The 21,234-nt window shown below is 72.1% G+C and carries 25 protein-coding genes; 6 read left to right on the plus strand and 19 right to left on the minus strand.

Translation table 11 applies throughout. The features are described 5' to 3' along the window. Positions 1-54: 54 nt before the first annotated feature. From GCE65_RS09600 to GCE65_RS09620, 5 genes are read right to left on the minus strand one after another with little or no spacing between them, the layout of a single operon-like run. Positions 55-1,176, minus strand: a complete 1,122-nt coding sequence (locus GCE65_RS09600; protein ID WP_228759880.1) for a hypothetical protein — start codon at positions 1,174-1,176, stop codon at positions 55-57. Beyond that, the gene (locus GCE65_RS09605; protein ID WP_153878232.1) at positions 1,169-2,248 is read right to left on the minus strand and encodes an extracellular solute-binding protein; all 1,080 of its coding nucleotides are present in this window, start codon (positions 2,246-2,248) and stop codon (positions 1,169-1,171) included. Before GCE65_RS09605 ends, GCE65_RS09600 begins: the two co-directional genes overlap by 8 nt. Before the next feature lie 41 nt (positions 2,249-2,289). After that, positions 2,290-3,312, minus strand: coding sequence for an ABC transporter ATP-binding protein (locus GCE65_RS09610; RefSeq protein ID WP_153878233.1), 1,023 nt, complete (start codon positions 3,310-3,312; stop codon positions 2,290-2,292). Next, positions 3,309-4,106, minus strand: a complete 798-nt coding sequence (locus GCE65_RS09615; protein WP_228759881.1) for an ABC transporter permease — start codon at positions 4,104-4,106, stop codon at positions 3,309-3,311. Before GCE65_RS09615 ends, GCE65_RS09610 begins: the two co-directional genes overlap by 4 nt. Next, positions 4,103-4,924 carry an ABC transporter permease gene (locus tag GCE65_RS09620; protein WP_152909834.1) on the minus strand — a complete coding sequence of 274 codons (822 nt, stop codon included), beginning with the start codon at positions 4,922-4,924 and terminating at the stop codon, positions 4,103-4,105. Before GCE65_RS09620 ends, GCE65_RS09615 begins: the two co-directional genes overlap by 4 nt. Before the next feature lie 234 nt (positions 4,925-5,158). On the opposite strand from GCE65_RS09620, the gene GCE65_RS09625 reads away from it, so the two are divergent. Continuing rightward, positions 5,159-6,163 (plus strand): LacI family DNA-binding transcriptional regulator, encoded by a 1,005-nt coding sequence (locus tag GCE65_RS09625; protein ID WP_153878234.1) that lies wholly within the window; start codon positions 5,159-5,161, stop codon positions 6,161-6,163. A gap of 77 nt (positions 6,164-6,240) precedes the next feature. On the opposite strand, the gene GCE65_RS09630 is transcribed toward GCE65_RS09625, so the two are convergent. Next, on the minus strand, positions 6,241-6,783 hold the full coding sequence (locus GCE65_RS09630; RefSeq protein WP_153878235.1) for a TetR/AcrR family transcriptional regulator: 543 nt from the start codon (positions 6,781-6,783) through the stop codon (positions 6,241-6,243). Positions 6,784-6,951: 168 nt separating this feature from the next. Between GCE65_RS09630 and GCE65_RS09635 the strand changes: the two genes are divergently transcribed. Beyond that, on the plus strand, positions 6,952-7,512 hold the full coding sequence (locus GCE65_RS09635; RefSeq protein ID WP_153878236.1) for a DUF1772 domain-containing protein: 561 nt from the start codon (positions 6,952-6,954) through the stop codon (positions 7,510-7,512). Positions 7,513-7,633: 121 nt separating this feature from the next. Here the strand turns inward: GCE65_RS09635 and GCE65_RS09640 are convergent, their stop codons facing one another. From GCE65_RS09640 to GCE65_RS09695, 11 genes are all read right to left on the minus strand, one after another. After that, positions 7,634-8,362 (minus strand): YggS family pyridoxal phosphate-dependent enzyme, encoded by a 729-nt coding sequence (locus GCE65_RS09640; protein ID WP_228759882.1) that lies wholly within the window; start codon positions 8,360-8,362, stop codon positions 7,634-7,636. Positions 8,363-8,511: 149 nt separating this feature from the next. Then, on the minus strand, positions 8,512-9,366 hold the full coding sequence (locus GCE65_RS09645) for an aldo/keto reductase (protein WP_153878238.1): 855 nt from the start codon (positions 9,364-9,366) through the stop codon (positions 8,512-8,514). An 81-nt stretch (positions 9,367-9,447) separates the two neighbouring features. Beyond that, complete coding sequence (locus GCE65_RS09650; protein WP_153878239.1) at positions 9,448-10,377, minus strand: DUF808 domain-containing protein; 930 nt, start codon at positions 10,375-10,377, stop codon at positions 9,448-9,450. A 79-nt stretch (positions 10,378-10,456) separates the two neighbouring features. Beyond that, positions 10,457-12,061: a sodium:proton antiporter gene (locus GCE65_RS09655; protein ID WP_153878240.1), complete on the minus strand. Its 1,605-nt coding sequence runs from the start codon at positions 12,059-12,061 to the stop codon at positions 10,457-10,459. Between the two features lie 112 nt (positions 12,062-12,173). After that, the gene (locus tag GCE65_RS09660) at positions 12,174-12,812 is read right to left on the minus strand and encodes an HAD-IA family hydrolase (protein WP_228759883.1); all 639 of its coding nucleotides are present in this window, start codon (positions 12,810-12,812) and stop codon (positions 12,174-12,176) included. 152 nt (positions 12,813-12,964) lie between these two features. Further along, on the minus strand, positions 12,965-13,555 hold the full coding sequence (locus tag GCE65_RS09665; RefSeq protein WP_152909845.1) for a recombinase family protein: 591 nt from the start codon (positions 13,553-13,555) through the stop codon (positions 12,965-12,967). Between the two features lie 7 nt (positions 13,556-13,562). Beyond that, positions 13,563-14,267: a nucleotidyl transferase AbiEii/AbiGii toxin family protein gene (locus tag GCE65_RS09670; protein ID WP_153878242.1), complete on the minus strand. Its 705-nt coding sequence runs from the start codon at positions 14,265-14,267 to the stop codon at positions 13,563-13,565. After that, positions 14,264-14,815 (minus strand): hypothetical protein, encoded by a 552-nt coding sequence (locus tag GCE65_RS17085; RefSeq protein ID WP_370460097.1) that lies wholly within the window; start codon positions 14,813-14,815, stop codon positions 14,264-14,266. The genes GCE65_RS09670 and GCE65_RS17085 overlap by 4 nt, the downstream gene beginning before the upstream one ends. Positions 14,816-15,365: 550 nt before the next feature. Further along, complete coding sequence (locus tag GCE65_RS09685) at positions 15,366-15,779, minus strand: VOC family protein (protein ID WP_153878243.1); 414 nt, start codon at positions 15,777-15,779, stop codon at positions 15,366-15,368. Continuing rightward, positions 15,776-16,657, minus strand: coding sequence for a helix-turn-helix domain-containing protein (locus GCE65_RS09690; RefSeq protein WP_153878244.1), 882 nt, complete (start codon positions 16,655-16,657; stop codon positions 15,776-15,778). The genes GCE65_RS09685 and GCE65_RS09690 overlap by 4 nt, the downstream gene beginning before the upstream one ends. A gap of 98 nt (positions 16,658-16,755) precedes the next feature. Then, entirely contained in the window at positions 16,756-17,409 is a 654-nt protein-coding gene (locus GCE65_RS09695; protein ID WP_153878245.1) for a HEAT repeat domain-containing protein, read from the minus strand. Between the two features lie 120 nt (positions 17,410-17,529). Between GCE65_RS09695 and GCE65_RS09700 the strand changes: the two genes are divergently transcribed. After that, positions 17,530-18,111 carry a dihydrofolate reductase family protein gene (locus GCE65_RS09700; RefSeq protein ID WP_153878246.1) on the plus strand — a complete coding sequence of 194 codons (582 nt, stop codon included), beginning with the start codon at positions 17,530-17,532 and terminating at the stop codon, positions 18,109-18,111. 54 nt (positions 18,112-18,165) lie between these two features. Here GCE65_RS09700 and GCE65_RS09705 read toward each other — a convergent pair whose 3' ends face one another. Beyond that, the gene (locus GCE65_RS09705) at positions 18,166-18,318 is read right to left on the minus strand and encodes a hypothetical protein (RefSeq protein ID WP_153878247.1); all 153 of its coding nucleotides are present in this window, start codon (positions 18,316-18,318) and stop codon (positions 18,166-18,168) included. Next, on the minus strand, positions 18,315-18,605 hold the full coding sequence (locus GCE65_RS09710) for a DUF4287 domain-containing protein (RefSeq protein WP_152909850.1): 291 nt from the start codon (positions 18,603-18,605) through the stop codon (positions 18,315-18,317). Before GCE65_RS09710 ends, GCE65_RS09705 begins: the two co-directional genes overlap by 4 nt. 317 nt (positions 18,606-18,922) lie before the next feature. On the opposite strand from GCE65_RS09710, the gene GCE65_RS09715 reads away from it, so the two are divergent. The 3 genes from GCE65_RS09715 to GCE65_RS09725 are packed head-to-tail and all read left to right on the plus strand — an operon-like array spanning position 18,923 to position 21,233. After that, a complete protein-coding gene (locus GCE65_RS09715) occupies positions 18,923-19,435 on the plus strand; it encodes a universal stress protein (protein WP_153878248.1) in 513 nt (170 codons plus the stop codon). After that, positions 19,432-20,703, plus strand: a complete 1,272-nt coding sequence (eno, locus tag GCE65_RS09720; protein ID WP_153878249.1) for a phosphopyruvate hydratase — start codon at positions 19,432-19,434, stop codon at positions 20,701-20,703. The genes GCE65_RS09715 and eno overlap by 4 nt, the downstream gene beginning before the upstream one ends. Beyond that, a complete protein-coding gene (locus GCE65_RS09725; RefSeq protein WP_370460098.1) occupies positions 20,700-21,233 on the plus strand; it encodes a CrcB family protein in 534 nt (177 codons plus the stop codon). The genes eno and GCE65_RS09725 overlap by 4 nt, the downstream gene beginning before the upstream one ends. The last annotated feature ends 1 nt before the right edge of the window (position 21,234 follow it).

A 21,234-nucleotide genomic window follows, 5' to 3' on the forward strand; every position in this document is an offset into this window, starting at 1 on the left:
GGGACTCCGTCGAGGCCGGCTGCGACCCGCACGGAATCCCGCGTTCGGCGGCCCTCAGGCCGGCCGGCCCGCGAGCAGGTCGGCGATCTCGGCCTCGGAGCGGGCCCGCAGCTCGCTCTTCGCCGGCTCGGGCAGCCAGCAGGCGTCGATCCCCGCGAGGGCCATCCGGCCGAGGTGCTCCAGACTCGTGCCGATCTGCTCGTGCTGGATGAGGTACTCGTTCAGGAGCGTGGTCGGGAACATCGCCGGGTCGTCCGAGGCGGGGAACACGTTGATCCCGGCCTCGATCATCGCCGCGATCGACGCGCGCCGCCACGGCCGCCAGGAGCGCCGGGAGGTGGTCGAGGCGACCGTGAACGGCACCTGCTCCGCCCGCATCCGGGCCACCACCTCGTCGTCCTCGAGGATGAAGTAGCCGTGGTCGAGCCGGTCGCAGCCGAGCACGTCGAGGCAGGTGACCGCGTTCGTCGCGGCCGGCACGTGCTCGCTCGTGTGGGCGGTGCGCCCGAGCCCGGCGGCGCCCGCGAGCGCGTAGGCCTCGGCGAACCGTTCCGGCGGGCCGGAGTTCTCCAGGTTGTCCAGGCCGATCCCGACGACGTACTCGTGCGGGTGCTCGACCACGGTGCGGATCCACTCGAGCGCCTCCTGCGCGGAGCCGGACCGGTCGATCGCCGCGAGCATCCGGGCCGTCATGGCGAACTCGCGCTCGGCCCGGCGGATCCCATCCGCCATCGCCTCGACCACGCCCGCGTACCCGATCGGGGCGAGGTGGCCGGGGATCATGTCGAAGGAGAACTCGAGGTGCCGGGTGCCCGAGCCGAGGAACGCGTCCGCGCACGCCTCGTAGGCGATCCGGGACAGGTCCTCGGGGGTGCGCACCACGGCCCGCACCCATTCGGAGGCCTGGAACAGCGAGTAGGACGTCTTCGGTTCGTCGGGGCTGCGGCCCTGCGGCATCGGGATGCGGGTGCTGCGGTACAGCTCCGGATCCGGCGGGCGGGAATTGATGCCCGCGTAGATCGCCTCGGGGCTCTCCGGCAGGTCGAGCCGCTCGCGCCGGGCCAGTTCGCCGAACGTGGCCGCACGCACCGTGCCGAGCAGGTGGCAGTGCAGGTCGACCTTCGGCAGCCGGGTGAGCAGGTCGGTCGGGTTCGGGGCGGGCACCGGCTCAGCCACCGACGACCTCGCGGGCGAAGCGCTCGACCCACACGTCGCGGTTCGGCACGATCTCGCGCGGGTCGAGGGTCTCGTAGCCGGCGCCGGTCGGGTCCTGGGCGATGTCGCCGACGACGTCGATGATCTCCTGCGGGAACTCGATGCCGAGGTTGACCGGCAGGTCGCCGACGATCTCCGCGGAGGCCTGCTGCGCCTCGACCCCGAGCAGGAAGTCGATGAACTTCGTGGCCCCCTCGACGTTCTCGGCGCCCACCGGGATCATCGCCCGGTTCGTGGCCATGTACCGGCCCTGCGCCGGGGCGGTCCACGCGATCGGCTCGCCGGCCGCGACGAGCTCGGTGGCGAACCCGTTGAGCGCGTCGCCGGCGACGATCTCGCCCTGGGTGAGCAGGTTCGTCATCTCCGTGGTGGAGCTGTAGAACTGCAGGATGTTCGGGGCCCACTCGCCGAGGGTCGCGAAGGCGGCGTCGACGTCGTAGGGGCCGGAGCCGACGCTCGCGGCGACCCCGGAGACCATGAGCTGCCCGGCCGTGACCGAGATGTCGGGCAGCGCGAGCCGGCCCGCATAGTCCGCGTTCGCGTAGAGGTCCCAGGAGGCGGCCTCCTCGGCGGTGAGCTCGTCGGTGTTGTACATGGTGCCGTTGAGCTGGTAGCTGTACGCGGGGCCGGAGTACTGCTCCGAGACCGCGAACGGGGCGATCTCGTCCATGGTCGGCACGTCCGCGGCCGTGACCGGCTGGAAGAGGCCCTCCTCCTCGCCCATCCCGGCGTAGGTGTCGGAGATGAGCATGACGTCGACGCCGTTCGAACCGTCGGCGAGGGAGAGCTGGGAGAGCCGGTCGGCGTTCGAGCCGGTGTCGATCTCCACCTCGATGCCGGTGGCCTCGGTGAACGGGTCGAGCACCGCCTGGGTGAACTCCTCCACCCCGAACGGGAACGTGGAGACGACGATGCTCGCCGATCCGCCGGCGTCACCGCCCGACTGCTCGCCCGAGTCGCTGCATCCGGCCACGGTGAGGGTGGCGGCCAGCACCGCGGCTCCGGTGCCGAGGATCTGTCGCTGAGTGATCATGTGGGTGGTCCTTCCGATGGGGGTGGGGCGCTCGGGGCGGGTCAGTTCGAGAGGGTGACGACGTGCCGGTCGGGGGCGTGGACGCTCACCGCGTCGCCGATCCGCAGGTCCGGCACGGTCGTGGCGCGGGAATCGACGAGCAGGCGCACCTCGTCCCCGCTCCGGTCGGTGGCGGTGACGGTCGTGAGCACGTCGACGCCGCGGTAGACGATGTCGCGCACGTGCCCGGTCAGGGTGAGCGTGGCGGCGTCCGCCGTGTGCCGGGCGTCGGCGGTGCCGGCCGTGTTCTCCGTGAGGCGCAGGTGCTCGGGCCGCACGGTCGCCCGGCGGCCGCCGGCGAGGGTGAGGAAGTTCTCGTAGCCGAGGAACTCGGCCACGAACCGGTTCGCGGGGTTCGGGAACACGTCCTGCGGGGCGCCCTGCTGCTGGATCCGGCCGTCCTTCATCAGCACCATCTCGTCGCTCATCTCGAGCGCCTCGTCCTGGTCGTGGGTCACGAGCACGACGCTCAGTCCCGTCTCGGACTGGATGCGTCGGAGCTCGGCGCGCATCTGGATCCGCAGCCGTGCGTCGAGGTTCGACAGCGGCTCGTCGAGGAGGAGCAGCTCCGGCTCGATCGCGATCGCCCGGGCGAGGGCGACGCGCTGCTGCTGCCCGCCCGAGAGCTGCTTCGGCTTCTTGCCGGCCTGATGGGCGAGCCCGACGAGCTCGAGCGACTCGAGCGCCTTGCGGCGACGCGCCTCGGCCGGGACCCGGCGCACCTTGAGGCCGAAGGCCACGTTCTCGGCCACGGTCATGTGTGGGAAGAGCGCATACGACTGGAAGACCATCCCGAGGTTGCGCTTCTCCGGCGGCGTGGTCGTCGCGTCCGTGCCGTGGATGAGGATTCGCCCCGAGTCCGGGGACAGGTAGCCGGCGAGCATCCGCAGGCTCGTGGTCTTGCCGCAGCCCGAGGGGCCGAGCAGCGTGGTCAGCCTGCCCTGCGGGATCGTCAGGCTCATGTCGTCCACGGCGGTGAAGTCGCCGAAGGACTTGGTGAGGTTCTGGAACTCGGCAGCAGTCATCCGTTGATTCCTCCGAATACTCGCGTGAAGCCGACCGTTCGCTCGGTGATGACCGCGATCAGCACCGTGGCCGCCAGGATGAGCACCGAGATCGCGGCGACGATGGGCGTGTAGTTCTGCTGGACGTAGTCGAGCATGACCACGGGCAGGGTGCGGAACTCCCGGCTCTGCAGGAGCAGCGAGAGCGGCACGTTGTTGAACGAGGCGATGAAGCTCAGCAGCGCGGCCGAGAACAGCCCCGGGCGCAGCTGCGGCAGCACCACCGAAAAGAAGGTGCGCACGGGCGAGGCCCCCAGTCCCCGGGCGGCGTCCTCGACCGCCGGGTCCATGAGCGCCAGCGAAGCCCCGGTCACGCGCACGGCGTAGGGGAACATGAGCACCGTGTGCCCGAACAGCAGGGTCTGGAAGTTGTCGAGCCCGAACCGCACCATGAGCTGCTGGTAGAGCGCCAGGCCCACCACGAGCTCCGGCACGATCAGGGGCGAGAGAAACAGCCCCTCGAGCAGGCTCTTGCCCGGCAGGTTCCCGCGGTGGATCGCGAGCGTGACCGGCACCCCGAGGGCGAGGGCGATGACCACGGCGATGAGCGCGAGCCCGAGGCTGTTGGCGAGCGAGGTCATGAACGGGGTGTAGCTCAGCGCCTCGCCGAACCACGTGAGCGAATAGCTCGAGGGCGGGAAGCGGAGCGTGCGTTCGGCCGAGAACGCGGTGACGACCACGAACAGCAGCGGCACGATCATGACGACGTAGCCGAGCACCGCGAGGGTTCCGGTGACGGGGCGGCGGTTCTTCACGAGACGGCTCCCTTCCGGGCGAGGAGGGCGGAGGCGCCGGAGACCGCGAACACCAGGATCGTCATGATGATCGCGGTGGCGCTCGCCGCCGCCCAGTCGAGGGTGGTGCTGGAGTAGGTGAAGAGCTGGGTGGAGAGCATCCGCTGCCGCGACCCCCCGAGCAGGTACGGGGTGGTGTAGGCGGTGATCGCCCCGGCGAACACGAGCGTGGCGGCGACGACGACCCCGGGCAGCGACAGCGGGAACACGACCGACCAGAAGGTGCGGGTGCGCGTGGCGCCGAGGCCGCGGGCCGCGTCGTCGAGGCCGGCGTCGACCTGCGCCACGGACGAGTAGCAGGTGATGATCGCCAGCGGCAGGAACAGCTGGGTCAGGCCGAGCACGATCGCCAGCGGCGTGTAGAGCAGCTGCGGCGCCTCGTCCACGAGTCCCAGGCCGGTGAGCAGCTGCCCGATGGCGCCCTGGGAGCCGAGGAGCACGAGCCAGCCGAAGGTGCGCACGACCGAGGAGAGCAGCAGCGGGAAGATCGCGAGCGCGAGCAGGATGCCGGCCCACCGGCCCGCCGTCCGGGCGAGCAGATACGCGATCGGGAAGCCGAGCACCACGCAGATGACCGTGGTGATCAGGCCGAGGCCGACCGTGCGGCCGATGATCTCCAGGTCGTAGGAGTCCGTGAGCATCTGCCCGAGCCGGGCGAACACGTCGGCCGGGCCGAGGCCGGGTGGGGCGAGCAGCATCGCGACCGAGGGGATGAGGAAGCCGACGAGGAGCACGAGCAGTCCCGGCAGGATGAGGAATGAGTACTTGCGTCCTCGCATGTCACTCCCGTGGTCGAGGCAGGGAAGGGATCGGTAAACTTCCGATGTAACCGGTTGTGGAACCGGTTACGGCCAGTAGTGTATAGGCAACTCGGTTCGGTTGTGAACCCTTCGCCGGCCGGCACGGCCGGCACGGGCGGCACGGCCGGCGACCGTGCGGCGGGATCGGCTCCGACCCGCCACCATGGAGTACCGGCGGCCGGGCGAGAGGAGTTCGAGGCGAATGGAGGCGGCGTGGCGACGTTGAACGATGTGGCGATCCGGGCGGGGGTCTCCAAGGCGACCGCCTCGCGCGCGCTCAATCACCCGGCCCTCGTGGCGCCGGCGACGGCCGAGCGGGTGCTCGTGGCGGCCCGGGAGTTGGACTTCGTACCGAACCGGCTGGCCCGGCAGCTGGCGCTGGGCCGCACCGGGATCGTCTCGATGCTCTTCCCCACCCTGAGCAACGCCTTCTTCACGCCGATCATCGCCGGGGCACAGGATCGGGCGGAGGAGCTGGGGCTCTACCTCACCGTGACGGCCCAGCCGCTCGCGGCGGCCGCCGAACTGTCGCACCTGGCCGATCTCGCGCGTCAGGTCGACGGCTTCGTGGTCGTGGCTCCGCGCGGGGACGACGCCCTGGTCACCCGGGCGATGGCGTTGCGGCCCTCCGTGCTCGTCGATCGTGAGATCGACGGGCACACCTCCGTCGTGGCCGACACGGCGAGCGCGTTCGCCGCCTTGATGCGCGGGCTGGCGGCCGCGGGGCACCGCCGGGTCGTGTTCATCGGCGGTCCGGACCGGTCGTGGCAGAACGTGCAGCGCACACGCGCGATCGAGCACGCGGCCCGCACGGGCGGGGTCGACATCACCGTGCTCGGGCCCGCCGAGCCGAACTTCCTCGTGGGTCAATCGCTGGCGCAGGAGGTGCGCGCCAGCGGCGCCACCGCCGTGCTGCCGTATGCGGCCGATCTCGGTCTCGGCGTGCTCTTCGAGCTCGTGCGCTCCGGCCACAGCACGCTCGGGCCCGCGTCGTCCTCACCCGGCCTGATCGAGGTCGTCGGCGTGCCGGATTCACCGGCCGTCGCCGTCGACGGGCACGCCCTGGGCAGGGAGGCGCTCGACCGGCTGCACGAGCGCCTGGCCGCGGACCCGCACGGGTCGCCGCCCGCCTCGACGCAGCAGCGGCTTCCGGTGCCGATCAGCCAGGCGGGCCCCCACCCGACCCACTTCCCCTCCCCCGCGCACAGCCCGGGTTGACGAGCCGACCGCGCGATTCTGTGCGGGTGGTGGCCGGCCGGAGCTCGACGGAATGCCGCCTGCGGCCGGCCGCGCCCTCACCCTGCCGAGGGCGGGTCCCACAGCCGGAGGAAGCGCTCGAGCGCGGCGGTCGCCGCGGCGGTCTCGCCGGTGGCCAGCACGTCGACCAGGAGCCCCCGCACGACCGCGACGGCCAGGCGCAGATCGTCGGCTCCGATCGTCCAGCCGCCGGCCTCGGCCGCCCGGGCGCCCGCCTCGAGCCAGGGCGCCGTCAGGTCGTCCTCCGCGCTCGGGTAGCGCGCGCTCGAGGAGAGGGACTCGAAGTAGAGGCGCACATACGGGCGCCACTGCGGTGAGGAGACGCGCACCCAGAGGCCGCGCACCAGGTCGGCCGGGCCGTCGGCGCCCGCGACGAGGCCGGCCAGGAGTCCGCGTTCGCGTTCATCCACCTCGGCGCTGATCGCCGCGACCAGGCCCTCCCGGGAGCCGAAGTGGTAGAGGAGCATGCGGTGGCTCGTGCCGACGGCGCCGGCCAGCTCGCGCAGGCTGCGGCCGGCCATGCCGTGCTCGGCGATCTCGTCGACCACCGTCGACAACAGCCGGTCTCGTGCCTCGCTCACGATGGGCCATCGTAGCGACCGGGCGGCCCCTCACAGGCGCAGCCGGTGCCAGGGCGGCGATCTCGGGCCGCCCGGAAAACCCCTCGCCGACACCGTCACACAGATGTACCGTTTGGAACAGAGCGTGGGCAGCAGCCGCGGTCCCAGCCTCCTCGAAGGGAGTTCCACATGACGACTCACGCCGCCTCGACCACCATCCGGGCCCTGCACGGGCTCGCCCTCCTCAGCGCCACCCTCGTGTTCGGGCTGACGCTCGGCCACGTCCTGCAGGCCCCGGGGAGCCTGAGCCTCGACGGCCCGGCCTGGCTGGCGGTCATGCACACCTTCTACGGCGGCTTCGCGGTGGTCGGCGGGATCGCCGAGGTGCTCGGCCTCGTCACCGCCGCCTGGGCCGCGGTCGCGGCATCGCGGCGCCGGCAGGCCGGGGCGGCGACCGGGTTCGCCGTCGCCGCCGTGGCGATGGCCGGCACGCTCGTCTCCTACTGGCTGGGAAACCGGCCGGTCAACTCGTTGGTGGCGGCCTGGACGCCAGGCACGCTCCCATCCGATTGGGAGGCGTACCGCTCGACGTGGGAGACGGCCCATGCGGTCTCGGCCGGACTGAGCGCGATCGCATTCGTCGCACTCGCGCTCGTGCTGCTGGCGCGCGCCTATCCGGCCCGTCGCGGACGGAACTGGCAGCCCCGGGGCAGACTCGTGCCGGATGAGGGTGGCCCCAACCCCCTGTGAGAGGGTCAGGACAACCCTCATGATGGCGCCCGCCGATGAGGGTGGCCCCAACCCCCTCTGGGAGGGTCAGGACAACCCTCATGGTCTGTCTCGGCGGCCGGCGCCGATGGGGTCTGGCGACTCAGCCCTGCGCGGGCGGCCAGTAGTGGGAGTCGGGGGTGGCGCGGGCACCGAAGATCGCCTGCCCCACGCGCACGCAGGTCGCGCCCTCCTCGATCGCGAGCTCGAAGTCGCCGCTCATGCCCATCGAGAGCTCGCCGGGGCCGATGAGATCGGGATCGCTCTCGCGGGCGCGGTCGCGCAGCGTGCGCAGCAGCCGGAAGCACTCGCGCACGCGGGCCTCCTCGGCGGAGAAGACCGCGAGCGTCATGAGCCCGCGTGCCCGCAGCGAGGAATAGGCCCGAAGCTCGGCGAGGAAGCCGGGCAGCTCCTCCGGCACGAGTCCGAACTTGGACTCCTCGGCGGAGGTGTTCACCTGCACGTAGACGTCGAGCCCCCGCCCGGCCGCCTGGAGCCGGCGATCGAGCGCGGCGGCCTGACGCACGTTGTCGAGCGCCTGGAACTCGGCGGCGAAGGCGGCCACGTCCTTTGCCTTATTCGTCTGCAGGTGCCCGATCACGGCCCACGACACGTCGAGATCCGCCAGCGCCTGCCACTTGCGCTTGGCCTCCTGCACCTTGTTCTCCCCGAGCCGGTGGCAGCCGGCCGCCACGGCCTCGTGCAGGCGCTCCTCGGGCACCGTCTTGGAGACCGGCAGGAGCCGGACGTCGGCCGGGTCTCGACCGGTCCGGCGCGCGGCCTCCTCGATTCTCCGCTCGACGGCCCGCAGGTTCGCCACCAATTCCGACATCGACTCCCTTTCGCAACGACGACTTCCCCCCATTATCCCGGACCGGAACCACCGGCTCCCCCGACCGGTCGTGCGAGCCGGGCCGGCCACGCCACCGGGCCGGCTGAGCCGGCCGTCTCAGCGGGCCTCCTGGGCGGGGCGAGCCGCGCTCAGGAGGCGGCGTCGAGCGGGACGAGCGCTGCGTCGTCCAGAATCACGCCGGCGGCGGCCACGTTCTCCTCGAGGTGGGCCACGGAGCCCGTGCCGGGGATGGGCAGCATCATCGGCGAGCGCTGGAGCAGCCAGGCGAGGGCCACCTGGGAGTGGGTGACGCCGAGGCGCGTGGCCACCGCGTCGACCGCTCCCCCGGGTGCGGCGAGGCGACCGGCGTCGAGCGGGGCCCACGGGATGAAGGCGATGCCGTGGTCGGTGCAGTGGTCGAGCACGCCCTCGGAGCCGCGTTGCACGAGGCTGTAGCGGTTCTGCACCGAGGACACCGGGAAGTACGTCTGCGCGATGCGGATCTCCTCGACGCTCACCTCGGACAGTCCGAGCGAGCGCACCTTGCCCTCCGCCAGCAGCTCGGCCATGACGCCGAACTGCTCGGCGAGCTCGACCTTCGGGTCGATCCGGTGGAGCTGGAACACGTCGAGCGCCTCGACCCGCAGCCGGCGCAGGCTCAGCTCGGCCTGCTGGCGCAGGTACTCGGCCCGGCCCACGGGGATCCACTTATTCGGGCCGGTGCGCACCTGGCCGGCCTTCGTGGCGATCCGCAGCCCGGGCGGGTACGGGTGGAGCGCCTCGGCGAGGATCCGCTCGCTCACCTCGGGCCCGTAGGAGTCGGCGGTGTCGATGAAGTCGACGCCGAGGTCGACGGCGCGGCGCGCGACCGCGCGGGCGGTCTCGGCATCCGCGGGCTCGCCCCAGATGCCCGGGCCGGTGAGGCGCATGGCCCCGAAGCCGAGGCGGGTGACGGTGCCGAGGCCGGTGAACTCCAGTGTTCCTGCTGCGGTGATGTCGCTCATGATCTCCTCAAGGCGCGCGGGCGGGGCGATATTCCGGTGGGTTGGCGAGCCGGTGAATAGGGCGACGGGCGGCCGACTCGGTCAGGCGCGGCGCCGGCGCAGTCGCCCGATCGCGCCCACGACGACGACGATCACCGCTCCCCATACGAGGCCGGCTACGGCCGAGAGGGCCGAGTCGATGACCCAGGTGAGGGCGCCCGGCCCGCCGACGGCCTCGGTCGCCGCGACGACCACGTGGTGCGGGCCGGCCCAGCCGACCTCGGCCAGGTTCGTCACGAGGATGTGGCCGCCGACCCAGAGCATCGCGACGACGCCCACGACCGTGATGAGGGAGAAGACCTTCGGCATCGCCCGCACGAGGCCGGCCCCGATGGTGCGCGCGAGGGCGGCGGAGCGGCGGGTGAGCCAGAGGCCGACGTCGTCCATGCGGATGAGCAGCGCGACCGCCCCGTACACGGCGAGCGTCATGACGACCGCCACGACGACGAGCACGGCCAGGCGCATGACCCAGCCGTCGACGTCGATGCTCGCGAGCGAGATGAGCATGATCTCGGTGGAGAGCACGAGGTCGGTGCGCACGGCGCTGGCGACGATCTTGTCCTCGTCGGCCGCCGGGCGCTCGAGCACCTCGGTGGCCGAGGCCTTCGGTGCGTGCCGGCGGTGCAGCCAGTGCCACACGCGCTCGGCGCCCTCGTAGGCGAGATAGGTGCCGCCGGCGAGCAGCAGCCACGGGAACACCCCGGGGGCCCAGGCGCTCAGCACCATGATGACCACGATGATCGCGGCCTTGTTCAGCAGCGAGCCGCGCGCGATCCGCCACACGACCGGCAGTTCCCGCTTCGGACTGATCGACTGCACGTACTGCGGGGTCACGGCGGCGTCGTCGATGACCACGCCGGCGGCCTTCGAGGAGGCGCGGCCGGCGGCGGCCGCGACGTCGTCGACGGACGAGGCGGCGGCCCGGGCGAGCACGGCGATATCGTCCAGCAGGGCGAAGAGGCTTGCGGCCACGGGGGTCCTCTCGGGGGTGCGGCGCGTCGGGGTTCTCAGCGTACTGGCCCGGTGGGGTCGAGCCGACTCGGGCGGGCGATCAGCCCTCGCCGAGCAGTTCGAGGCGGACCTGTTCGGCGTCGAGCACCTCGAGGGCGCCGCTCAGCGCGGCCGAGGAGTAGCGGCCGCTGTCGCGCGCGTCGAGCAGTGCGTCCCGCTGGGCCGCGAGCACGGCAAGCTGGGAGGCCGCCGCCGGCGCCCCGGCGGCGGCCTCCTCGAGCAGCTCGCGCAGCGCGCGGCGCTCGGCGGCCAGCACCACCGGGGACTCCGTGTCCGGCTTGGCCCAGCGGATGACGGCGCCGAGGGAACTGCCCTGCAGGAGCAGCGAGCCGGCCGCCACGATGAACGCGATGAGCACGAGCAGCGACCGGTGCGGGGTGTCGGCGGGGAGGGTCTGGGCGGCGGCGACCGTCACGACCCCGCGCATGCCCGCCCAGACGACCACCGTGCCCTCGCGCCACCCGAAGGGCCGGGCGAGGAAGTAGTCGATGTCGGCGGAGAGCCGCGCCACCCGGACGCGCACCCGCTCGAGGGTCCACTGCCGCCCACGCCGGCCCCGCCTGCCGTTCTCCGCCCAGCGCTGGTCCGCACCGGGTTGGGAGATGCGCTCCTGCACGGCATCGAGCCGTGGCCGCAGTCGCCGGTGGCGCCGCGCCCGCCACCCCAGCGACGCCACGAGCAGCGCGACGTACCCGGTGCGCACGGCCACGGTCACCCCGAGCGCCCCCGCCGCGGCCCCGATCGCCAGTCCATACCCGTCGTGGTCGCGGATCACCTGATCGAGGACGCCGGTGAGCTCGAGCCCCATGAGGAGGAACACCCCACCCTCGAGCAGGAGTTCGATCGTGCGCCAGTTCTGCTGCTCGGCGAGCCGATGCTGCGACGGTATCCGCCGGACGGCACCGCGGCCGGTCACGAGCCCGGCGATCACGGCCGCGAAGAGCCCCGAGCCGTGCAGCAGCTCGGCCGGCACCGAGGCGAGGAACGGCACGGTGAAGGAGAGCACCGTGCTCACCGTCGGGTCGCTCACCCGCGAGCGCACCGCCAGGTTGAGGCGACCGGCGGCGAACCCGACCGCGGCGGCCACCGCGACGGCGAGCGCGAAGGAACCGGCGACCCCGACGATCGAGACCGCGGCCGCGGTGGCTGCGATCGCCGCGCGCAACAGCACGAGCGCCGTCGCGTCGTTGAGGAGCCCCTCCCCCTCGAGCATCGTGATCACCCGGGGCGAGATTCCGGTCCGCTTGACGATCGAGGTGGCCACCGCGTCCGTCGGGCTGACGATCGCCCCGAGCGCGATCCCCCACGCGAGCGAGAGTCCCGGGATCACCCAGGTGAAGAACAGCCCGGTGAGCAGTGCGCTCACGATCACGAGCACGACCGACAGGCTGCCGATCGCCGTGAATTCGCGCCGGAAGTCCAGCGAGGGCATCGAGGCCGCAGCCGAGTACAACAGCGGCGGAAGCACCCCGGCGAGGATCCACTCCGGCGCGATCGTCACCTCGGGCACCGCCGGCACGAGGCTCACGAGGAGGCCGAGCACCACGAGCAGCAGCGGGCTGGCGACCCCGACCCGGGACGCGATGAGGGTGGCCGCCGCGATCACCAGCAGCCCGAGCACGCTCACGATCAGGAAGGCGTCCATCTTCCCCCGGTGGAGTCGACTGCCGCCTCGGGACCGGCGGCCCGTTCACGCTACAACCGCCACCCGCGCCCGCGCACGCCGATTCCCGCCCGTGGCCGGGTCGGTGCCGGGATCAGCCGAGGAACGGCAGGACCTCGGTGAGGTCGCCGATGAACGTGCCGTGCGGAACGGCCGGGGCGGGAAGTGCGGGCACGATGAACCGGAGCGAGGCGATGCCGGCCGCGAGGGAGGCGGCGACGTCGACGTCCCGGTCGCCCACGGCGAGGCAGTCGGCGGGGTCGAGGTGGTGCCGTTCGAGCATCGCCGCGTACATCGCCGGATCCGGCTTGCGCGGGTACCCGTCCGGGGCGCAGATCAGGTCGTCCACCTCGAGGCCGCGCGCGGCCACGAGCGCCTCGGCACTGGCGCGATCTCGGTGCGTCACCACGAGGTTGAGCCCGCCCATTCGAAAGACCCGGCCCATCACCTCGCCCGCTCCCGGCATGACCGGTGGCGGAGCGTCGCGCCACCGCCGCTTCAGGGCGTCGTAGGCGCCGACGAACGCGCGGCGAGGGATAGCGAACCGCGCCGACAGCTCCGAGATCGCCCCCGCGGTGGAACTGCCGGGGCCGCCGCGGGTCAGGAACGCCACGGTGAGCGGATCCACGGTCGAGCCGTGCTCGGAGACGACGGCGGCCAGCGTGCGCTCGACGTCGGGATACGTGTCGAGCAGGGTGCCGCCCATGTCCCACAGGATGTGTCGCCCGGCCATGGACCCATCCTCGCCCATCGCGACCGGACGAGGCGGGTGTCGAGCTCGACGATGTCCGCCACCTCGCGGACCGTCGGCAGCGTCACGACCAATCACCGAAGGGTGACCGGGCTGCAGCTATCGGGAGGATGGGGAGGAACGGTCAGGACCTCCTACGACGAGACGGTCGCCTCGGCCTCGGCGTCCACCTTGGCCAGGGCTCGGGACACCGACGAGGCGCCCACGCCGAGTACCTTCGCGATGCGCGCGATGCTCTGTCCGTCGGCACGCATCCTCATCGCGGCGTCGATGCGCTCGGGCGTCATCACCGACGGCCGCCCGCCGACACGCCCCTGAGCACGAGCATGCGCCAGGCCGCGCCGGGTGTTCTCCCGGATCGTGTCGACGCGCAACTGCGCGAACACGGCGACGATGCCGAACAGCGCCCGCCCCATCGGGGTCGTCGTGTCGATATCGGGCTCGGTCAGACTCTTGATGTTCACGCCTGCCTTGTGCAGCTCATTGAGCGTCTGGATCGCCATCGTCTGGCTGCCTGCGATGCGGTCGAGGCGACGCACCATGAGGGTGTCGCCGGGACGCAGGTAGTCCAGGCACGCGAGCCACTGTGGCCGGTCCGTGACCCAGCTCGACTCGCTGTGGTCGACGAACACGCGCGCCGCGCCGGCGGCGCGCAGCTCGGCCCCCTGGGCCTCGGGGTTCTGCTCGCGCTTCGACACTCGCACGTAACCCACGAGGTTGCTCATGACGGCCTCACCTCCCCTGCCCGGTCCCGCTACCGTGGCCCGGCAGGTACGGGCCGCCGTGGCGCACCTGGGGGCCCCTCTGCAGTCCCGTCCGCGGTGGCTGGCTGGTCGCCCGAGGTGCAGCCCTCGGGAAACCATCACTCGGCCGTGAGCGCTGTAGCTCGGCCAGACGCGAGGACTCCACCTCGGCACCGTCCGACCGCCCACGCAGGTGCGCGGCCCACTGCATGCAACGCGCATTGACGGCAGACAACTGCTCGGCGCTGATGCCATACCGCTCGACGTCCAGGAGCGTCACCCTGCGCACAGCCTCCAACTGCTGGGCGAACACGCTCACCTCGAATCCAGCATCACGCGCGGCGGCTGCGCTCACCAGTTCCTCGTCAGTGAACCGACCCCACCTGCGGATCGCGTCGACGTCGAACTGGAACCCTTCGCCAGTGCTCACCGCCAAACGAGCGAAGTGCGCGGCCCGGCGGGCTTCCTCGACCTCATATCCACTCCCACGCAGGTCCGCCACCACGCGCTCGACAGCTCTCGCGAACTCGTCAGTGTCCTGCTCCGTGGTGAACAGGTCAACATCCTCGGTCGGCCGGTTGATCACGCCATGTTCACGGATCGCACCCGAGCCCGCCAGTGCGAACCCGGCCTCCGCGATGCCCGCCAACGCGATTCGGGCTACCTCCCGCTGCGCGTCGCTCTCCGCGCTCACGCACTCACCACCGCACGCAACTCGGGGAACCGAGCCTCCCACAGCTCGCGAACACGCCGCGGCAACAGCAGCCCCGGCCACACCGCCATGAGCCGGTCGCGATTGACGACGGCCACCTGGTCGGCAAGGGTACCCTCGGACAACACCGCCCGATACGCCAGACCTGCACCTCCCTCCGCATCAAGATCGACGCGGCCACCACCCGGTGCCCATAGCACCGTGTGGGGCAGATCGACAACACCCCCGACTGGACCCTTCAAGTCCTCCAGCTTCTCTGGGACCTCATACGGCTTCACATCCCGAAAGAACACCCGCTGCTGGGGCATCGCTCGCTGACGCTCCACCGCTGCATGGGCGCGCCGGCGGTACTCCTCGGCGTCGATCGCGCCGCGGGCCTCGTCGGTCAGGTTCTCCACATCCTCGCGGTTCGGGGTCCACCCCTCGTGCCACGCGCTGGCGAGCGACTGCACCACGGCACGACGCTGGGTCTCGTCGAGCTGCGCGAACAACTCGGGCCAGCGCTCCTCGATATCGAACGTCGTAGCCACGATGGGGCTCCCCTCTCCTGGCTCTCAGACCATTCTACCGGGGCAACCGAAAACGATCTAGCGCAAGTTTCGGTGCGCATGGGTTTGGGAGATGAATTTCGATTGGCCGATGCTCGGCGAGTCGGGCCCCGATCGACGTCGCCGGCATCCGCCCCGAAAACGATCGTTGGCGGTCATACACCTCGCGGCGGTGGGCAGCGCGGCGGGCAGCAGCGGTGGCGGGCTCGACACGGTAGCTCACTGCGCCAGGTCGCGTCGTAGCTCGTCGAGACCGACGCGCGCGCCATCGTCGGCGTCGATCGCCTCGCGGTAGGCGGCAACATCCTGGGCGCAGCTCTCAGGTCGAGACCTCACTTGTCACGGTATCAATGTGTACGCATTGTCACCTATGACCGTTACCCACACAGTTCTAGCGACCCTGGGCGATCTCCCCGCCACTGGTAGGCGAGGCCCCCGTTCGGGTAGCCCGTGCGGCTCGCGTTGAGGGTACCGATCTGGACGGACGGCCCCTTGAGCGGGCCGAGGTCAGCCGGGGTGAGTGTCGTGCCGGTCAGGCGCGCGGCTCGCCGCGGTAGGGCCCGAACGACCAGCGGTTGCCCTCGGGGTCGGCGATCGCGAATTCGCGGTTGCCGTAGTCCTGGTCGGCGAGTTCGCGGAGGATCGTCGCCCCGGCGGCGACGAGGCGGGCGTAGAGCTCGTCGATGTGATCGGTCACGACGTACGCCCCGAACGTGCCGGGCTCGAGGGACCATTCGCCGCCGGACTTGTGCGATCCGAGCATGACGCCGCCGCCCTCGGGCCAGTCGAGCTGGGCGTGGGCGACCGTGCCCCCGTCCCCGTAGACGGCGGTTCTGAGGAAGCCGACCGTCTCCACGAGGAACTCGATGAGAGCGTGCGCGTCCCTGGCCTGCAGTGCCGGCCAGACGGTGGGTGCAGGGGCCGAGGCGGTGTCGTCGGTGGTCATGACCGCAAGTCTTCCCCGTGGCGATGCCCGCCGGCTTGGATGTTTCCGACCTCCTCGGCGAGCCAGTCCGTGGGGCTGCAGCCGAGGAAGCCGTGGAATTCGCGCACGAGATGGGCATGGTCGAAGTAGCCGGTCTCCTGGGCGATGTCCGCCAGCCGGACCGCGCGGCCCGCCAGGACGCGGGACTGGACGATCCGGCGGGCCCGGTCGAACCGGATGAGCCGATTGACGGCCTTCGGCGTCACGCCGAACTCGGCGCGGAAGACCCTGGTGAGCTGCCGGCCGCTGAGCAGAACGTGACGGGCGAGATCGTCCATCCGGCCCCTCCCCCGGTTCGCGACCATCCAGCGCCACGCGGCGCTCACCTCCGGGCGTGCCGGGGCGACGGACGGCGCGCGCCCCGCCCGGTCGAGCAGGTACCGCTCGACCGTCGCGAACCGTTGCGGCCAGCCCGCCTGGTCGGCGATCCGCTCCTGCAGCAGCCGGATGCCCTCGCCCAGCACGTCCGCCGCATCGGTCGAGAGATCCGACAGTTCACGCACCGGCACGCCGACGAGACGCCGCGCGGCGAGCGGGTGCAGGGCGAGCTGGATGCCCGCCTGCCGACTCGGCTGGAACACGTAGGCGGGCCGGACGTGCAGGCTGCCGAGAATGTTCTCGTACGCCCGGGCGGAGCCGTCGGCGAGGGCGCCGGCATGCTCACCGACGACGATCGGCGTATCGAGGTTGACGATCAAGGTGAGCGAGGGCGAGGGCACGCCCCGGTGGAGGGACGGCATGGCCCCGGTGGCCCGGTACCCGACCATCGACCCGATCACGCCCCGAAGCGGGCCGTCGACAGCGCCGTCCACGAACTCGAGCCGGGCTGGGCCGTCCATACGTCACAGTGTGGACCGGTCGGCCCGGCCCCGGTCAAGTGCCGCGCCGCCGGGACGAACCGGGAGCGCCGATCCGGGCGAACCGGCCGGGCGGGAAGTCAGGGCCCGAGGGCGACGAGCCGTCGAGCCTCGAAGATCGCCGACTCGAACCCCTCGTCGGGATCCTCGAGCAGCCGGCCGGTCGCCACCGCGTGGGTTCGGGCCGCCTCCTCGCCGCTCGTCGCGGCCGCGTCGATGGCCGGAGCAGCGCGCTCCCCGAGCGCGACGAGTGCCCGGCTCAGGCTCAGCTGGACATCCCGGCCGCCGCGCCCGAATTCGGCGGCCAGCTCGGAGGCCAGCGCCCCCTCCCCGCCGGAGGGAACGAGCACGACCGCCGCGCGCCACGCCGCCCTGGCGATCTCGTCGTCCACATCGTGCAGGAGGGAGGGCGTGATGGCACTCCACGTGGCCGGGTCGCCGATCTTGGACAGCGTGTGGAGGGCCTGACTGCGGGCCTGGGGCTCCACCCGGTCGAGTTGCGCCAGCACCAGCGGAACGACCGTGTGCTCCGGGTGCCGGGTGAGGGCCCACGTGAGCATGTCCCGCACGAAGAAGTCCGGCTCGAGCGCGCACTGGTCCACGAGCACCGTCAGCTGGTCGGGCTCGGGATCGGTTCCGGCGGCGAGCGCGGCCTGGAGCCGGCTCGAGGAGTCGGCGGCGGCGAAGGCATGCCGCAGCCGGGCGGCCGGATCGGGACGGTCGGTGTGAGTCATCTGTTCTCCCTTCGGGACGTCACCCTACGCACCGCTGTCACGTCTTTTTCCGGCCGCGCCATTGTGTCCGCGCCCGCGTCGGCATAGCGTGGGGCGCCCGATCCTGGGAAGAGGAAGCCGATGGCCGGGACCTTCGTGTACTGGATGAACGTCTCGCTCGACCTGCGCATCGAGCATGCCGCGGGCGAGTCCGGCGGTGGGGACTGGCTGCGCATCGACGAGTCGCTCCACCGGGTGTTCAACGAGCGGGCCCGTGAGCTCGTCGCGATGGTTCAGGGCCGGGTGGTCTACGAGACCATGGAGGGCTTCTGGCCGCGCGCCGCCGACGACGCCTCGGCGCCGGAGTACCTGCGCGAGTACGGGCGCATCTGGACGTCGGCGCCGAAGGTGCTCGTCTCGCGCACCCGCACCGAGGCCGGCCACAACACCCGGGTGATCGGATCGGACGCGATCGAGCGGCTCGCCGAACTCCGGGAGACGAGCGAGGGTCCGATCGGGATCGGCGGGGCGACGATCGCGACCCAGGTACTCGAGGCGAACCTGCTCGACGAACTGGTGCTGTTCACGCACCCCGCGATCCTCGGCGCAGGCCGCCCGCTCTTCGACCGCATGCCCGAACCGCTCGGGCTCGACCTGCTCGAGGAGCGCGCCTGCTCCCAGGGTGTCGTTCTCCACCGGTACGCCGTGCGCAAGCAGCCGTGACGGCCGAGCCGGGGCCCACGGGCGGGCGGACGGTTGCGCACGGGGCCCGCCGGCTCACCACGTCCGCGGCGGGGTCACGAACTCCTGGATGATCGTCGGCGAGGCGTGGATGCACAGCATCTGGAGATTGTCGGGCCCGTCGCCGACGAAGCGTGCGGTCGACGACCCCGGCAACCGGACGTCGTCCCGAGTCGTGATCGTGATCATCGGGGCCGGGTCGCCTTGCCGTCAAGCCAGAGCACATCCGCCTCGTCGCGGTGCGGGCCGGTGGATCCGACGTGCGCGGCGTCGATGCGCGGGCCCCTCTTGATCACGTGGACGAGCGCCATGCCGTGGCCGCGCCCCAGGCCGTAGTCGGTGGCGAGCCAGTCGAGGATGACGCCGGCCTTGACGTCGGCGGAGTCGTAGCCCCGACTCGTCGCGATGTCGACCAGCTGCCGCGGAGTGAGTCCGGTCCGGTCTTCGATGGTGTCGAGGTAGGCCTGAAAGGACATCGATCGTCCCCTTCTCTTCGTGCCGTCCCCGTCGCCGGCAGGTCCGGGGGGCTGAGGTGGGTGATCGGCCGCGGACCGCGGTGCGGGCGTGAGTAGCGCGACGATACGGCGCGCGCAGGGGCCGCCGTCAAGCGATTTCCTCGAGTCCGCCGGCGGGCCGGCCGGGTCTCACCACTCGCCCCGCGAACCCGGGCGTGCCAGAATGGTTGCAGACGCATGGACGTCGCGGCGGTGGGGCTCGCCGCAGCCAACCTCGGATTCCTCCGACAACGGTCCCTACCCGATCGGCGCGAGCGCGCCCGAAGGTAGGAGGCAACGTGACCGACAGGCCTCGCCCGATCATCGTCGGGGTGATCCCCGGGCAGCCGGCCGCCGTCGTGGCCGAGGCCGCGATCCTCGCCGGTCAGGTCGGTGCCGATCTCGTGTGCGCCTTCGTCGACACCTCGCGCTATCCGGTGCGTGAGCTGCCCGACGGCACGGTCGTGGCGATGCCGATCGACCCGGACTCGGCCGAGTCCGACGTGGCGGAGATCGACCCCGGCCTGCGGGACTCGATCGCCTCGGCGCTCCGCGGGAGCCGGGTGCGATGGAGCCTGCGCGCCCTGGCCGGGGGCGCCGCCCGCGAACTCGCACGGCTGGCGGACGAACTCGACGCGGCGATGATCGTCGTCGGCACCCGCGAGGCGGGCCTGCGCGGCTCGCTCCACTCGTTCTTCAGCGGATCCGTGGCGGTGCAGCTCGCACATCATCAGCATCGGCCGCTCGTCGTGATCCCGCTCAACCCCGTGAGCGGCGAGGACGAACTGCCCTGGCGAAAGGACGAACAATGAATGCCCCCCTGCGATTGGCCGACCTGACCGCCCGCACGATCCTCGACTCCCGCGGCTATCCGACGCTCGAGGCCCGCGCCCGCCTCGCCGACGGCACGATGCTGCGCGCGGCCGCCCCCGCGGGCGCCTCGACCGGTGCGCACGAGGCGGTCGAGCTGCGCGACCACGACGAGGCCTATTCCGGGCGCGGCGTACGGGCGGCCGTGGCCGGCGTCCATGAGCGGATCGCACCCCTGCTCACGGGCCACGACTGGCCGGATCTGGCGAGCCTCGACCGGGCGCTCGCCCAGGCCGACGGCACCGGCGAATACTCACGGCTCGGCGCGAATGCGGTCGTGGCGGTCTCCATGCTCGCCGCCCGGGGCTTCGCGCACGCGGCCGGGCTCAGCCTGCACGAATGGATCGCGCGCGCCTCCGGTGCACGCGAACGGCTGCCCGTGCCGCATTTCAACGTGCTCAACGGCGGCGCGCACGCCGCGAACGACCTGGAGTTCCAGGAGTTCATGATCGCGCCGGTCGCCGCGGGCAGCGAGGAGAACGCGGTCCGGATCGGCGCGGAGGTCTATCACGCGCTCGCCGCGCTCGTGCGCCGCCGGTTCGGCAGCTCGGGCCTGGGCGATGAGGGCGGCTTCGCTCCCCCCGTGTCGGATCCCCGTGCGGCTCTCGACCTGCTCGTCGAGGCGATCACGGACGCCGGGTACCCGCCCGGGGTGGCGCAGGTCGCCATCGCGCTCGATCCGGCGGCGAATAGCTTCCACCTCGGCGACGGCCGCTACCGGATCAACGGGATCGAGCTCGATCGGACGGGCCTGGTGGACTACTACCTCGGCCTCCTCGAGGACTACCCGATCCGCAGCCTCGAGGACGGCTTCGCCGAGGACGATCCCGGCGGCTGGATCGCCCTGGCCTGCGCCGCGGGCGGGCGCGTGCAGCTCGTGGGAGACGACCTGTACGTGACCGATCCGGCGCGCATCCGCGCCGGCTTCGAGGCGGGCTACTCCGATGCGGCGCTCATCAAGCCGAATCAGATCGGCACGGTCTCCCAGACCCTCGAGGCGATCCGCACCGCCCACGAGCTGGGCATGGCGTGCATGATCTCCCACCGCTCCGGTGAGACGTGGGATCCTTTCATCGCCGATCTCGCGGTGGGCACCGGCGCCGGCCAACTCAAGTCGGGCGCCCCCGCACGCGGCGAACGGGTGGCGAAGTACAACCGTCTCACCGAGATCGAGCTCGACCACCCCGGTCTGCCCTATGGAGTCCAGTGAACGACGACATCCCCGCCACCCCGGCCACCCGTCTCACCGGTGACCGCGCCCTGCCCCTCGACCCCGATCCCGGCCTCGACTCGCCCTTGCGGGCCGGGCCCGGTGTAGCGCGGCCGCCGCACCTGCGCGCCTCCTCCCTCGGCCTCGTGGCCCTCGGCGGGACCGCCGGCACCGCGGCGCGGGAGGCCGTCGCCCTCGCCTGGGAGCCGGTGGCCGGGATCCCGGTCGCGATCCTCGCCGTGAACGTCGCCGGGGCGTTCCTGCTCGGGGTCCTGCTCGCGGGGCTCACCCGCAGCGGCCCCGATCACGGACGCCGGCGAGCCTGGCGGCTGCTGCTCGGAACCGGCTTCATGGGCGGGTTCACGACGTACAGCACCCTCGCGGTCGGCACCGCCTCCCTCCTCGGCGACGGCCGGGCCGGCGCGGGACTCGGCTACGCGCTGACCACGCTGATCCTCGGGGCGCTCGCCACGTGGGGCGGGATCGCGGCGGCGGCGCTCTGCGGTGGCCCATCGGGACGGGCGGGCTGAG

The organism is Pseudactinotalea sp. HY158, assembly GCF_009660225.1.
GTDB lineage: Bacteria > Actinomycetota > Actinomycetes > Actinomycetales > Beutenbergiaceae > HY158.

Bases quoted from the DNA above. Each gene is read 5' to 3' on its own strand.
- GCE65_RS09605 (WP_153878232.1), bottom strand. From the start codon at position 2,248: ATGATCACTCAGCGACAGATCCTCGGCACCGGAGCCGCGGTGCTGGCC.
- GCE65_RS09610 (WP_153878233.1), bottom strand. From the start codon at position 3,312: ATGACTGCTGCCGAGTTCCAGAACCTCACCAAGTCCTTCGGCGACTTC.
- GCE65_RS09620 (WP_152909834.1), bottom strand. From the start codon at position 4,924: ATGCGAGGACGCAAGTACTCATTCCTCATCCTGCCGGGACTGCTCGTG.
- GCE65_RS09635 (WP_153878236.1), top strand. From the start codon at position 6,952: ATGACGACTCACGCCGCCTCGACCACCATCCGGGCCCTGCACGGGCTC.
- GCE65_RS09640 (WP_228759882.1), bottom strand. From the start codon at position 8,362: ATGTCGGAATTGGTGGCGAACCTGCGGGCCGTCGAGCGGAGAATCGAG.
- GCE65_RS09645 (WP_153878238.1), bottom strand. From the start codon at position 9,366: ATGAGCGACATCACCGCAGCAGGAACACTGGAGTTCACCGGCCTCGGC.
- GCE65_RS09655 (WP_153878240.1), bottom strand. From the start codon at position 12,061: ATGGACGCCTTCCTGATCGTGAGCGTGCTCGGGCTGCTGGTGATCGCG.
- GCE65_RS09660 (WP_228759883.1), bottom strand. From the start codon at position 12,812: ATGGCCGGGCGACACATCCTGTGGGACATGGGCGGCACCCTGCTCGAC.
- GCE65_RS09665 (WP_152909845.1), bottom strand. From the start codon at position 13,555: ATGAGCAACCTCGTGGGTTACGTGCGAGTGTCGAAGCGCGAGCAGAAC.
- GCE65_RS09685 (WP_153878243.1), bottom strand. From the start codon at position 15,779: ATGACCACCGACGACACCGCCTCGGCCCCTGCACCCACCGTCTGGCCG.
- GCE65_RS09690 (WP_153878244.1), bottom strand. From the start codon at position 16,657: ATGGACGGCCCAGCCCGGCTCGAGTTCGTGGACGGCGCTGTCGACGGC.
- GCE65_RS09695 (WP_153878245.1), bottom strand. From the start codon at position 17,409: ATGACTCACACCGACCGTCCCGATCCGGCCGCCCGGCTGCGGCATGCC.
- GCE65_RS09700 (WP_153878246.1), top strand. From the start codon at position 17,530: ATGGCCGGGACCTTCGTGTACTGGATGAACGTCTCGCTCGACCTGCGC.
- GCE65_RS09705 (WP_153878247.1), bottom strand. From the start codon at position 18,318: ATGATCACGATCACGACTCGGGACGACGTCCGGTTGCCGGGGTCGTCG.
- GCE65_RS09710 (WP_152909850.1), bottom strand. From the start codon at position 18,605: ATGTCCTTTCAGGCCTACCTCGACACCATCGAAGACCGGACCGGACTC.
- eno (WP_153878249.1), top strand. From the start codon at position 19,432: ATGAATGCCCCCCTGCGATTGGCCGACCTGACCGCCCGCACGATCCTC.